At 32.0% G+C, this 12,435-nt stretch carries 12 protein-coding genes; 4 read left to right on the plus strand and 8 right to left on the minus strand.

Features of this window, described 5'->3' with window-relative positions; genetic code table 11:
• Positions 1 to 129: 129 nt before the first annotated feature.
• Positions 130 to 1,038: a GNAT family N-acetyltransferase gene (locus ACWJKS_RS03350; protein ID WP_462960441.1), complete on the plus strand. Its 909-nt coding sequence runs from the start codon at positions 130 to 132 to the stop codon at positions 1,036 to 1,038.
• 257 nt (positions 1,039 to 1,295) lie between these two features.
• Here the strand turns inward: ACWJKS_RS03350 and queC are convergent, their stop codons facing one another.
• From queC to queD, 4 genes are read right to left on the minus strand one after another with little or no spacing between them, the layout of a single operon-like run.
• The gene (queC, locus tag ACWJKS_RS03355) at positions 1,296 to 1,952 is read right to left on the minus strand and encodes a 7-cyano-7-deazaguanine synthase QueC (protein WP_462960442.1); all 657 of its coding nucleotides are present in this window, start codon (positions 1,950 to 1,952) and stop codon (positions 1,296 to 1,298) included.
• Between the two features lie 39 nt (positions 1,953 to 1,991).
• Positions 1,992 to 2,582, minus strand: coding sequence for a GTP cyclohydrolase I FolE (gene folE / locus ACWJKS_RS03360; protein ID WP_462960443.1), 591 nt, complete (start codon positions 2,580 to 2,582; stop codon positions 1,992 to 1,994).
• A 3-nt stretch (positions 2,583 to 2,585) separates the two neighbouring features.
• Complete coding sequence (gene queE, locus ACWJKS_RS03365) at positions 2,586 to 3,251, minus strand: putative 7-carboxy-7-deazaguanine synthase QueE (RefSeq protein WP_462960444.1); 666 nt, start codon at positions 3,249 to 3,251, stop codon at positions 2,586 to 2,588.
• Between the two features lies 1 nt (position 3,252).
• A complete protein-coding gene (gene queD / locus ACWJKS_RS03370; protein ID WP_216302734.1) occupies positions 3,253 to 3,684 on the minus strand; it encodes a 6-carboxytetrahydropterin synthase QueD in 432 nt (143 codons plus the stop codon).
• A 366-nt stretch (positions 3,685 to 4,050) separates the two neighbouring features.
• On the opposite strand from queD, the gene ACWJKS_RS03375 reads away from it, so the two are divergent.
• Positions 4,051 to 5,559 carry a DUF1846 domain-containing protein gene (locus ACWJKS_RS03375; RefSeq protein ID WP_462960445.1) on the plus strand — a complete coding sequence of 503 codons (1,509 nt, stop codon included), beginning with the start codon at positions 4,051 to 4,053 and terminating at the stop codon, positions 5,557 to 5,559.
• A 90-nt stretch (positions 5,560 to 5,649) separates the two neighbouring features.
• Here the strand turns inward: ACWJKS_RS03375 and ACWJKS_RS03380 are convergent, their stop codons facing one another.
• From ACWJKS_RS03380 to ACWJKS_RS03390, 3 genes are all read right to left on the minus strand, one after another.
• Entirely contained in the window at positions 5,650 to 6,408 is a 759-nt protein-coding gene (locus ACWJKS_RS03380) for an acyl-CoA dehydratase activase (protein ID WP_165413912.1), read from the minus strand.
• Positions 6,396 to 7,406, minus strand: coding sequence for a 2-hydroxyacyl-CoA dehydratase family protein (locus ACWJKS_RS03385; protein ID WP_216302735.1), 1,011 nt, complete (start codon positions 7,404 to 7,406; stop codon positions 6,396 to 6,398). Before ACWJKS_RS03385 ends, ACWJKS_RS03380 begins: the two co-directional genes overlap by 13 nt.
• A gap of 212 nt (positions 7,407 to 7,618) precedes the next feature.
• Entirely contained in the window at positions 7,619 to 8,680 is a 1,062-nt protein-coding gene (locus ACWJKS_RS03390; protein WP_462959495.1) for an IS30 family transposase, read from the minus strand.
• A gap of 302 nt (positions 8,681 to 8,982) precedes the next feature.
• Here ACWJKS_RS03390 and ACWJKS_RS03395 point away from each other — a divergent pair, with 302 nt between their 5' ends.
• Together ACWJKS_RS03395 and ACWJKS_RS03400 are read left to right on the plus strand one after the other, a co-directional pair.
• A complete protein-coding gene (locus tag ACWJKS_RS03395; RefSeq protein WP_462960446.1) occupies positions 8,983 to 9,777 on the plus strand; it encodes a MerR family transcriptional regulator in 795 nt (264 codons plus the stop codon).
• Between the two features lie 223 nt (positions 9,778 to 10,000).
• Positions 10,001 to 11,026, plus strand: coding sequence for a PTS sugar transporter subunit IIC (locus ACWJKS_RS03400; protein WP_290441241.1), 1,026 nt, complete (start codon positions 10,001 to 10,003; stop codon positions 11,024 to 11,026).
• Positions 11,027 to 11,131: 105 nt separating this feature from the next.
• Here ACWJKS_RS03400 and ACWJKS_RS03405 read toward each other — a convergent pair whose 3' ends face one another.
• A complete protein-coding gene (locus ACWJKS_RS03405; RefSeq protein ID WP_462960447.1) occupies positions 11,132 to 12,256 on the minus strand; it encodes a 3D domain-containing protein in 1,125 nt (374 codons plus the stop codon).
• Between the last annotated feature and the right edge of the window lie 179 nt (positions 12,257 to 12,435).

A 12,435-nucleotide genomic window follows, 5' to 3' on the forward strand; every position in this document is an offset into this window, starting at 1 on the left:
TACAGGCTTGTCAAGTGTTTTATGCAAAAAAAGTGGGGGAATCAACAAAAATTAATGATACTAAAAATGAGTAATCACAGGAGCTAAGGAGTTTCCGTGAAAGCTCTTTTTAAATTAGGGGGAAAAACGATGGATAATTATCATCATACAATTTCTATAAAGTTGGAATTAAATGAAGAAGAATATGAAGCTATTAAAAGTTTGGAAGCTGCTTGCTATGAAAAACAAAAAATTAATTTGAAATTAGAACTTGGTCTTAAAATGCGCCAAAGAAAAAAAAATGTAAAAAATAAAATTGTTGGAGAGTTCCTATATTATGAAAATGAAATTCTAGTAGGTTATTTAGGCTTATGCAATTTCGGAGGAGCTACAGTAGAAATAAGCGGTATGGTACACCCTAATTTTCGTAGAAAAGGAATCTTTAAAAAACTATATTTAATTGCTAAGGAAGAATGGCAAAGAATATGTCCTCAAGAGGTGTTAATGATATGTGACCATACATCGGTTTCGGGCCTTGCATTTATTAACTCCATTGGAGCAGAATATGGTTGTTCAGAGTATAAAATGTGCTTAAATAAGAAAGTATTAGAGGCTACTCCTAGCAATGTAATTAAACTTAGATTGGCATCAACAAGTGAAGACGCGGTTGAAATTGATAGGCAAAGTTCTATTTATTTTGGAACTCCTAAAAAAGATGCTCATGATAAAGAGGATAAAATGGACATGGAAAAACCGTCAATTAATGTGGATGATAATTTTATTAGTTATATGGCTGAGCTTAATGGGGAAATTATAGGTAAAATTCATATTTGTATAAATGATAATGAGGGGTTTATTTATGGAGTTGGAGTAATTCCAGATTTTCGAAGAAAGGGATATGGACGAGAAATTTTAAATTCTGCCATTAATATATTAAATAATAAAAATGTAGATAATATTTTTATTGAAGTTTCTAGGTCAAATAAAAATGCACTTGGACTTTATGAATCCTGTGGATTTGAAGAAATTTCTGTAATGGATTATTATGTAGTATATTAAAGCACTAGATGTTCATTATATCTACTGAGGAACATCTTTTTTTATATTGATTTCGATTTAAATCTATTAAATGCTTGTTATTTTACTGATTAACTTTGGAGTTTGTTGAGTGTAATCTTTACTGTATTTAATTCAAGTTTTCTAATTTGGTGTTTTGTATACACCCTTATTTCTTTTTTTGGAACACTTATAGGAGATTTAATCATTATATCTAGGAATGAGTTGGTTAACAAAAGAAAAAATCTATAAAATAATATTTATAGATTTTTTTCTTTGAATTCTAAATATCCATTTTTTCTTAGTTTACAAGAGGGGCAGTCTCCACAACCATTACCTTTTATTCCATTATAACAAGTTAAAGTATCCTCTTTAACTATATCAAGTACACCTAAATCATAAGCCATTTTCCAAGTTTCTGCCTTGTTAATCCACATTAAAGGTGTTTCAATTACAAAATCATAACCCATAGCTAAGTTTAAGGTAACATTTAGAGATTTTATAAATACATCTCTACAATCTGGGTATCCACTAAAATCACTTTGAGATACACCAGTTATGATATTGCCTATACCTCTTTGCTTTGCAAACACAGCTACAAAACTTAAGAATAATAAGTTTCTTCCATCTACGAAGGAATTAGGTACACTATCTTTAGGTGCTGACGTGTCCACCTCTATATCTTTTCTTGTTAATGAATTTGGTGCTAGTTGGTTTAATAGGTTTAAGTCTAAAAAATGATGCTCAACGCCGTGCTTTTTACATATATCCTTTGCACATTCGAGTTCTAATATATGTTTTTGACCGTAATCAAAAGATACAGCTATAACTTCTTTATATCTCGCGAGCGCCCAAAATAAACAAGTTGTGCTATCTTGTCCGCCACTGAATACTACTACTGCTTTTTCTCTATTCATAATTAATACGCCTCCCCTTATTTACTATAAACCCTCTATTTATTTACTATAAAGCATCATCAATTTATTATTTAAAATCACATCAGTATTAAATCTTCCCCTAAAAGTAGTTGACAATGTTTTAGTGCCTGGCTTTTTTACTCCACGGGTCGTCATGCAGGCATGCTCACCTTGTATAATAACAGCCACATCGCGTGAGTTAGTAACCATCTGCATAATCTCAGCTATGTCTGTACCTATTCTTTCTTGAAGCTGTAATCTGCGACCTACCATATCAGCTATTCTTGCAATTTTACTTAAACCAATAATTTTTTTGGTAGGAACATATGCAACTGTAACTTTCATATCATACATTAAAGCTAAATGATGTTCGCAATGACTAAAGATTTGGATATCCTTCATTATTACCATATCACGAGACCCTTCTTCAACTATTAAATCATCAACAAATGTTGTATTAAACATTTTTGAAATTTCATCATTGCTATATCGCATGCCAGCGAATACTTCTTCGTACATTTTAGCTACACGGGTTGGGGTATCTTTAAGGCCTTCCCTTGAAGGATCATCACCTATTGCTATTAAAATACCTTTTATATGTTCTTCAATTGCTTTCGTATCAATTGCCATATTTTACACACCTCTCTTATTTGGATCCCAAATGATTTTATGAAGTTGTACTTGAAGATTAACACCATTCATTTTATTATACTTCATAAATTCTACAATATCTTCTAGGTCAATTTGTCCGAATACTGGACTAATATATACATTTGTTTTGCTAGTTAGCTCATATTTATCTATTATAAATTTGGCCTTTTGTAAATCTTCCATGCTGCCAGATACAAATTTAACTGTATCTTTATAACTTAAATATTTAAAGTTATTTAAAGTCATTTTATCTTCCATATTACTTGAAGGTAATTTATAATCCATATTAAAGCTTGGTGGATTTTCTATACTTAAAAATTCATCTAAAATAACACTACCATTAGTTTCTATTTCAACATGAAGCGATCTATCGCTAGAGAGCGTTTGTAATAGTTCTATAATTCCTTCTTGAAGCAGTGGCTCACCACCAGTTAAGGTTATATTTCTAATTTTAGTAGATTTTATATATTTGTATATCTCAACAGGCGTCATGAAGTCATAACGAACATTTTCATTATTGGCCCAGGTGGTATCGCAATAGCTACAATGTAAATTACAGCCTGCAAATCTTATAAATACTACTAGTTGTCCTGACAGAGGACCTTCTCCATTAACACTTATAAATTTTTCAACTACTTTGTATTTCATTTTAACGTGCCCCGCTTTCTTCATATGATGCACTATTAGTAGGCGTTTCATAAACCGTAGTTTTTTTTACAAGATAACCTTTATCTTTCATTAGTTCAAAAAAAAATGATGCAAAGTTTTCAGCTGTTGGTCTAAAATCAACCAGAATTACATTAAAGCCATCTTGCTTTAGACAATTTAAGGTTTCGCTTCTCATGGTATCTTCTTGCACTATTAAGGCATGGTCATAAGAATCTACCATATCTTTAACATCTTTTTTTAGATCACCAAAATCTATTATCATGCCGTCAAGTTGTCCGCCTTGTGCCAAGGTTTCTGATTGAACGTAAACTTCAACTTTCCATCTATGTCCGTGAATATTTGAACACTTTCCTTTATAACCAGAAAGAAAATGTGCACTGTCAAAGCTGTGTTCTGTCTTTAAAATATACATGGGTTCACTCCTCTTAATATTTATGTTAATATCCTTAATATTTCGAAAAAATCATTTTATTTTTCATGTTTATAATTTTTTGCAAATAAAAAAGGGCATAATCTACCCTCATACAAAAAAAGCTACCTAAAACGGTAGTTACGTCCTAGTTTTGTTTATAGACAGGATGGTTTAGAACTGTCTTATTAGGTTTTATTATTACTAATTTTACTATAAGTTATGAGGGATGTCAACTCAATATAAAGTTTACTTTAAACTGAAATTGTGTAATAATATAAAGTTGTAAAAGCATATTCAATTATAGTATCATGGAGAAATATTGGGTATAATATATCTAAAAAATAATGTTGTTAGTGAGGAGTAAAAATGAAAATAGGATTTGATCAGAAAAAATATTTAGAAGAACAATCAAAATATATTTTAGAAAGAGTTAATAATTACGATAAATTATATTTAGAATTTGGGGGGAAACTTTTCAATGACCTTCATGCAAAAAGAGTTTTACCAGGATTTGATGAAAATGCAAAGATTAAGTTACTACATAAATTAAAAGAAAAAGTTGAAGTCATTATTTGTGTATATGCAGGAGATATCGAGCGAAACAAAATTAGAGGGGATTTCGGTATTACATATGATGTTGATGTTTTAAGATTAATTGATGATTTACGTGAATATGATCTTGATGTAAATAGCGTTGTAATAACCAGATATGATGGGCAACCAGCAACTACGATTTTTATAAATAAGCTAGAGCGTAGAGGAATAAAAGTATACAAACATAGGGCAACCAAAGGATATCCTACAGATGTAGATGCAATTGTAAGTGATGAGGGATATGGCAAAAATCCATATATTGAAACAACAAAATCTATTGTAGTTGTAACAGCACCAGGGCCAGGAAGTGGCAAGCTAGCTACTTGCCTTAGTCAGCTTTATCATGAACATAAGCAAGGCAGAGCAGCCGGTTATTCAAAGTTTGAAACCTTTCCAGTATGGAATATTCCTTTAAAGCATCCTTTAAATATAGCCTATGAAGCTGCAACAGCGGATCTTAACGATGTAAATATGCTGGATTCATTCCATTTTGATGCTTATGATAAAATATCCGTAAACTATAATCGCGATATTGAAACTTTCCCTGTACTTAGGCGAATTATAGAAAGGATAACAAATGAAGAAGCTGTTTATAAATCTCCAACAGATATGGGAGTTAACAGAGTAGGCTTTGGGATTATTGACGATACGGTTATTAAAGAAGCATCTAGACAAGAGATAATAAGAAGGTATTTCAAAACAGGATGTGAGTATAAAAAAGGTTACATAGATAAAGAAACCTTCGAGCGGGTAAAGCTTCTTATGGAAGAGCTTAATTTAAAACAGCAAGATAGGAAAGTTGTTATTCCTGCAAGAGAACGCTCGTATGCTTTAAAACAATGTTCGAGTAAAAATGAAACTTGCCCAGCAATGGCAATGGAGCTTAATGATGGAACAATAGTAACTAGTAAAAGTTCATCTGTAATGGATGCAACAGCTGCCATAATTTTAAATGCTGTTAAATATTTTGCAAATATAAATGACGAGATTCACCTTATTTCTCCAGTTATACTTGAGCCAATTATAAATCTAAAATCAAAAACATTAGGTAGTAAGAAACCAGCTTTAGATTGTGAAAATGTGTTAATTGCCCTTAGTATATGTGCTGCTACAAATCCAACAGCAAAGGTAGCCATGGATAAATTAGTAATGCTAAAAGGATGTCAAGCTCACTCAACTACAATTATAAGTACAAATGATGAGCAAACTTTTAGAAAACTTGGCATAGATATAACCTGTGATGCAGAATATGCAACTGAGAGTCTTTACTATAACAATTAGTTATTTTAAATACCTTGTTTCTAATAACATAGAAGTAAAAGCTCACTCTATTAAAGTAGGGTGGGCTTTTATGATAAAAAAAGAGTAAGTTTATAAAAACTTATCTCCATAATAGCAACATCCAATGGCCCCATTAAATTGTGGATGCTCAATTGATACTATCTCTTCATAATCTTCTTTTAAATATTTTTTTAGTGCGGTATTATTAGCAACACCACCAGTTAAAATTAATTTTTTACCTTTAAATCTACTTAAAAGAGGTTGAAGTCTCTTGTATAGAGAATAGTTAACACTGGAACATAAGTTTTCTATACTTACACCTTCAGCTATTTTTCCAATTAACTCTGACTCAGAAAACACAGCACATGTTGAATTAAGTTCTATAGGATTTTCATAATTCACACTCATGTCATCAAGAGATATTTCAAGTACATTTGCCATATTCTCTAAATATCTACCACAGGAAGCAGCACATTTTTCATTAAGCTCTAGGTCAGTGGTGATGCCTTTTTCTACTTTTACAACCTTAACATCTTGGCCACCTACATCTAAAAGTATAAAATCTTTTAAGCCAGTTTGATACAGCCCCCCATACACGTGGGCTTTTATCTCATTTATTGGTGTGAATAACAATAAGTCAATATTATTTCTTCCGTAGCCTGTAGATACTGCCTTATCAATTTGCCTAATATCAAGCTTATCTAAATTAACAATAATCTTACCATCAAAGTCGCAGTAATTTCTGTAAAAGCTCATGGTACTTACTTTAGCCTTCTGTATTATCTTATTATCTTCCATTAAAACAATTTTAACCTCGCGGCTTCCAAGGTCAATTCCTAACACTCGCATTTTTCAGCCTCCTTCAAATCTAGTAGCATATCAAGAAAGGCTTCTAACCTAAGTTTTGTTCTTGCATCTAAGATATTTAACTTGTCACCTTCGATATTTAATATGGGTATATCTAGTTTTTCTTTTAAAATAATATTTTCGACTGCTCTATAGCAAAAGGCTTGAGTGTAGTGAATTATTCCATCTAGTTTACGTTCGTCAATTTGCGTTTGTAACTCTTTGATCCTAAAGTCAGTATCATAAGGATAAGTGTAGTCATAATATTGCTGAAATATATTTAGTGATTTATCTGCTCTTGGAAAAGCAAATTCTCTTTGAACTTCATTGTATACAAAATTAGCATTAAACTTCTCAACAAATTCATAGATATCGCAAGTCATGGGAGGAACCCCTATATATCCAAGTCGTAGTTTTCTAATTACTGGTTTTTTATTTTTCATATAACAAATAGATTTTTTAAGTTCGACTTCAAAGGCATCTATATCTCCATTAAAATCACTTAAGCTTACTTGATATAGATGATTTTCAAAACCGGTTACCTTATTATGGATATGTGTTAGTTCATCAATTGTTTTAGCTAAGGCTCTAATTTCATTTAGCCTTTTTCTAACTACTTCAACTTCTTCAATCGTTACATTAAAGATACTCATAAATTTATTTATTTCGTGTTCTACATCATCTAATTTGTGACTGTGTGGAAAGGAAAAGGGATAAACTTTTATTCCTTTTAACGTAAGCACTTCAATAAGGGCTTTGGTATTAGAACAGTCGCCCTCCACAACTCCGATTATCTCTTTAATGCCGTTTGCTAAGCACGCTCCATAAATTCCCTTTATCCAAGTGCACAAGCTTTTAGGAAAGCCATCTTTTTCTGCAATGTCTATATATTTCAAATAGTCCTTAGAGGTTATAAAAACATTATTTAAATCTACAGGGGTATAACCCGCCGCAATTAGAACCTCTACAGGTACGGTAGTTGTTAAGCCTATTTTCTTCATTTTAAATCCTCCTAAAAAATAAAAAAGGGCGTAAAACGCCCTTAACGTCCTAGTTTTGTTTATAGACAGGATGGTTTAGAACTGTCTTATTTAAGTTTTATATTAATAAATTTTACTTCATATAATTAAGTATGTCAATTAGACATTATTTCTACGTACATAAATGTAGATTGCAATATAAAATGTCCGAAATTTTGAAGAAAAATATAATGTTAAGTTGTAATGGTTTTCTGTTCCATCATATTGGCAGATAAACCGTTGAAAATCCTTCTTGGATAATTGTTGATCCAGTGCTGTATTTGCATAATTTGTTTTTTAGAGAATGCTGAAATATCCACACCTTTTGGGATAAATCGTCGTATCATTTTATTGATATTTTCGTTTGTGCCTCGCTCCCATGAACTATATGGGTGAGCATAATACACTTTAGTTCTCTTTCGTTTATTTCTTACTGAGTTCTCAATACCCTCGAAATCAAGGTTCTCACAGCCGTTATCACAGGTGATTGTTTTAAATGTTTTTGAGAATAACATTCCCATTTTACGCTCCAATTTGTCCAATTCTTTCACGACAGCCGCCTGTGATTTAGATGGTATTTTAAAGACTAACTCCTTACGAGTTACTCTTTCACTTAACACCATTAAGACAGTTTTTGTACCCTGTTTGCCAACTACAGTGTCCATTTCCCAATGGCCTATCTCATCACGTGCAGCTACCGCTGCAGGTCTCTCCGATATGCTAGTTCCTTTGGTATTGTTATACGCTGATCTTATTTTTTTATAGTTTCTCTTTTTAGCATTCTTTTTAACAGGCAGATCTTTGTTACTTATATTTAAAAACAAATTATTATCCAAATAGTTATACACAGTTTTGAAGCAAATAGTTGTTTCAAATTGTAGATCTTTATTTGTGATATTTTGAATAGCTGCATACGGAGATTCGCCATCTATACCAATAGCTTTTTCTAAGTACCTCACCAATTTGTGATCTTTTCCTATTTTTAATGCAGGACCTTTAGCGGCACCTTGTTTGTCATGCTCTGACTGCCCAATTTCTGCGCTATATTCCATTCGAGTGGTTAAGTCACTATTCAATAGTTCTACAATTCCTTTAGCAATTTCACGCCTTATTGTACGTTCTGAACGCCCACCTATTTGCTCCGCAATACGAGTTGAATTAAGTCCCATTTTGTGTAAAGCTTCTAACTTTATGCGTTCCTCGTATGTTATGTGTTTACCTTTTCTGCTCTGTGTGATAAAATCTAATTGACTCATTTGAAATCCTCCCGTATATGTTGGTTTAGTCACTTAACATTATACAAGAGTATTTCTCTTGAGTCTTTATTTTTTGTTACTCTTCGGTCATTTCATTATACAACTTACCTTCTACGTACATAAATAAAATTTAAAATATTATTGAAAAATATATTGACGCTAACGTTACGTTATAGATTATTATAGATTTGTAGGGAAGAAAATAGAGAAGGGATTTCTAGGGTAACGACACTTTAGTTTATGAAGATGCAAAGCTGATTCGGTATTGATGATGATTAATAAAGAACGAAGGAGATGATTTTATGTCCTACAAAATAAAAGAAGTAGCTGACATGGTTGGAGTAAGCGTACGTACACTTCATCATTATGATCAAGTAGGTATTCTAAAGCCAGATTCTGTAACAACAGCAGGATACAGACTTTACACTGAGATGGACATTGAAAGATTACAGCAAGTTTTATTTTTTAAAGAACTGGATTTTACTTTGCAAGAAATAAAAGAAATTTTAGATAATCCAGGTTTTGATAGAAAACATGCGTTAATGACACATAAAGAGCTACTGATAGAAAAAAAGAAGAGACTTGATAAGATAATAAAATCTGTAAATAAAACTATAGATTCCATTGAAGGGGGAACAGATATGAATAAGAAGGAAATGTTTGAGGGATTTGATATGACTGGAATAGAGGCACATAAAGAAAAATATGCAGAGGAAACAAAGCAAAAATATGGTAACTCTGATGAATACAAGGAAAGCGTGAAAAAAACCTCAAAGTACACAAAAGATGATTGGGCCAGAATCAATACAACAAGTGGACAAATTTACAAGAAAATCGTAGATAATATGGATAAAGGTGTAGAACATTCAGAAGTTCAAAAGGCAGTAGGCGAGTTAAGACAGCAAATTACAGATAACTTCTACAATTGTACTATAGAAATATTTAGAGGACTTGGAGATTTATATGTTTGTGATGAACGATTTACAGCTAATATTGATAAGTATAAAGAAGGTCTAGCTAAGTTCTTAAGTGAGGCAATGTATTACTGTTGTGATAAGGCAAAAAAAGGTGTCACCCACTTGGAAAGTAGCAAGTAAAGAAAAGGGACAGTTAATAATTTGTATAAATTATTAACTGTCCCTTTGAAAATTTCATTCAGGTTTTGTTTTATAATTTGATTGTAACATGTATATTGGAATGTTATTATTAGATTGTAAAACTTTGAATTTCGTTGCAAGGATAAATATTACAAATATAAGAACTAACAAATTAAACAAGTATAATAAATGATAGTATTTCAAAATGAAAAGGGGGATAAATTTGTTTGTATTAATTAAAGGTATAGGATTATTACTTTTTACATTGTTCTTGTTTTCACTTTTTAGTTTAAAAATGCCTAAAGGTCAAAAAGCTATGTCAGGCCTGGCAAATGCTGCTGTAGCAACATTTTTAGTAGAAGCGATACATAAATATATAAGCGGAAATTTATTAAACATTAAATTCTTGGGTGAAGTAGGCGCTTCCTCAGGAAGTATGGGTGGCGTAGTTGCTGTAATATTAGTTAGTATAAATATGGGGTTGAATCCTATATATGCTGCAACAGCTGGTGCTGCAGTATTTGGGTATGGTATTCTTCCAGGCTTTGTAGCTGGATATATAATTGCATTTATCGGCCCAATTTTAGAGAAAAAGCTACCCAAAGGACTAGATATAATAGTTGGTGCAATTTTGATTGCACCACTTGCTAGGGGTATCGCTTTAGTGGTAGATCCAATAGTAAATTCAACTTTACTTAGTATTGGAAGTATGATAACAGTCGCTGCTAATCAATCCCCTTTTATTATGGGGTTCTTATTAGGTGGAATTATGAAGATGATATGTACATCTCCTTTAAGTGCTATGGCACTAACCGCAATGCTTGGGTTACAAGGTCTTGCAATGGGGATAGCATCTATTGCCTGTGTTGGTGGAGCTTTTTCAGATGGTATAGTATTCAAAAGACTTAAACTTGGTGATAAAAGTAACATAATAGGTGTGATGCTTGAACCGCTAACACAGGCTGATATAGTAACTTCAAATGCACCTCCTATATTTTTTTCAAACTTTATAGGAGGTGCACTAGCTGGTTTAAGTGCTGCTTATTTTAAAATAATAAATAATGCTCCAGGTACGGCTGCACCTATTCCTGGATTATTAGCACCATTTGGCTTCAATGAACCTAAATCAGTTATTTTCGCTATATTATTTGCCATATGTGGTGGAATTATTGGTGGGCTCTTTGGTTCTACTGTAGTTCTTAATATTAGAAAGAAAAGAAATAAAAAAGTAGAAAAGAAGATGCTGTAGCGTAAAGTAGAAAAATCAGGGACAGTTAATAATTTTATAAATTATTAACTGTCCCTGATTTTGGTTTATTATTCATTAATCGCATATGAGGCATTTACAAAATAATTAATCTAGTATTTGTACGTTTAAGTATTTAACGCCCCAGTTATTAACTTCTTCAGGGGTGTTGAAAAATACATCTATAAAGTTACCTTTTATTGCAGAACCAGTGTCCGCAGCAATTGCATTGCCATAACCTTCAACATATAATTTTGTTCCTAAAGGAATGACATTAGGGTCTACAGCTATTGTACTATAGCCATTTGGATTTCGCTCAGTCTTTCTTCCAGAGGCAGTATAAGTATTACCTGGAGAATCTGTCGAATAGGCAGTGGCCTTTACACTAAAAGACCTACCAGAAGATGCAGTAGCTTTTAAATTAGCAGCCCTTGAAGGAGCTGAACCATTTTGAGGATTCACAGAACTTTTTAAAGATTCTCCTCTTGAAGGGGTTATGGGAGACAAAGTGCCTTGAGCTATAATCTTACTCTGAGGTTCTTTAACTACAGCTTCTTTAACAACTTTTCTAGTTACTTCTTTCCCATTCTCATAAGTTACATTTAAAGTAATACTTTTTTCGCCTTTTGTTCCGTTTTGTACAACCTTACTTTGAGATTTTAATGTATCGCTATCCTTTTTAATAACAGTTTTAAAATCAATGGGTTTTGTCTGTTTTAGTGTTTCTATTTTAACTCTAGTTATGGTAACATCCATACCTTTAGATAACTTCGTTTTTACTGATGGTGAAATCTTATCAGTAGGGCTTAAAACGATTTTTTCTGTAGTTAACATTCGGGCGATATCTTTTTCAGCAGACTTTACGTTAAGCTCTTTATTGTCTACTAAGACTTTAATATTTACAGCGCGATCTATAGTTATAACATCATTGGTAGTTATTTTTGAATTTAAAGATTTGTCAATCCTATCTTTTACTGCTATATTTATACCAGCTTTTTCTAAGGCGCTGTCAAAAGTTTTTTGGTAAGTTACTAATTTAGTAGGTTTGCCATCTACAACCACTGTAATTTTTTTTCTGATAAAGCTCATGAAAACAGTTAAAGTCGCAAGTATGGTGATAAGAATAGATCCAATTACAATTTTTGTTCGCTTATCTTTCATAAATTTAAGCAGAATATCATCTCCTATTATAAAATTCAGTACAAAGCATCTACAAAAAATAATACTAATCATTCTAGTCTATTTTTTTTGATGATTAAGTACTGGTGTCAGATGCCCAAAATACAGTAATCTTAAACATATTATAGTTAAAATCACTCTCAAAAGATGCATGAGAAGTAGGGGAATCATGTATCTGTACCAATATATGGAACGATAGAATATTTCAACAATATTGTAGCACGTTTATTTGT

Source organism: Clostridium sp. CM038, from assembly GCF_055081105.1.

Bases quoted from the DNA above. Each gene is read 5' to 3' on its own strand.
- ACWJKS_RS03350 (WP_462960441.1), top strand. From the start codon at position 130: ATGGATAATTATCATCATACAATTTCTATAAAGTTGGAATTAAATGAA.
- queC (WP_462960442.1), bottom strand. From the start codon at position 1,952: ATGAATAGAGAAAAAGCAGTAGTAGTATTCAGTGGCGGACAAGATAGC.
- folE (WP_462960443.1), bottom strand. From the start codon at position 2,582: ATGGCAATTGATACGAAAGCAATTGAAGAACATATAAAAGGTATTTTA.
- queE (WP_462960444.1), bottom strand. From the start codon at position 3,251: ATGAAATACAAAGTAGTTGAAAAATTTATAAGTGTTAATGGAGAAGGT.
- queD (WP_216302734.1), bottom strand. From the start codon at position 3,684: ATGTATATTTTAAAGACAGAACACAGCTTTGACAGTGCACATTTTCTT.
- ACWJKS_RS03375 (WP_462960445.1), top strand. From the start codon at position 4,051: ATGAAAATAGGATTTGATCAGAAAAAATATTTAGAAGAACAATCAAAA.
- ACWJKS_RS03380 (WP_165413912.1), bottom strand. From the start codon at position 6,408: ATGCGAGTGTTAGGAATTGACCTTGGAAGCCGCGAGGTTAAAATTGTT.
- ACWJKS_RS03385 (WP_216302735.1), bottom strand. From the start codon at position 7,406: ATGAAGAAAATAGGCTTAACAACTACCGTACCTGTAGAGGTTCTAATT.
- ACWJKS_RS03390 (WP_462959495.1), bottom strand. From the start codon at position 8,680: ATGAGTCAATTAGATTTTATCACACAGAGCAGAAAAGGTAAACACATA.
- ACWJKS_RS03395 (WP_462960446.1), top strand. From the start codon at position 8,983: ATGTCCTACAAAATAAAAGAAGTAGCTGACATGGTTGGAGTAAGCGTA.
- ACWJKS_RS03405 (WP_462960447.1), bottom strand. From the start codon at position 12,256: ATGATTAGTATTATTTTTTGTAGATGCTTTGTACTGAATTTTATAATA.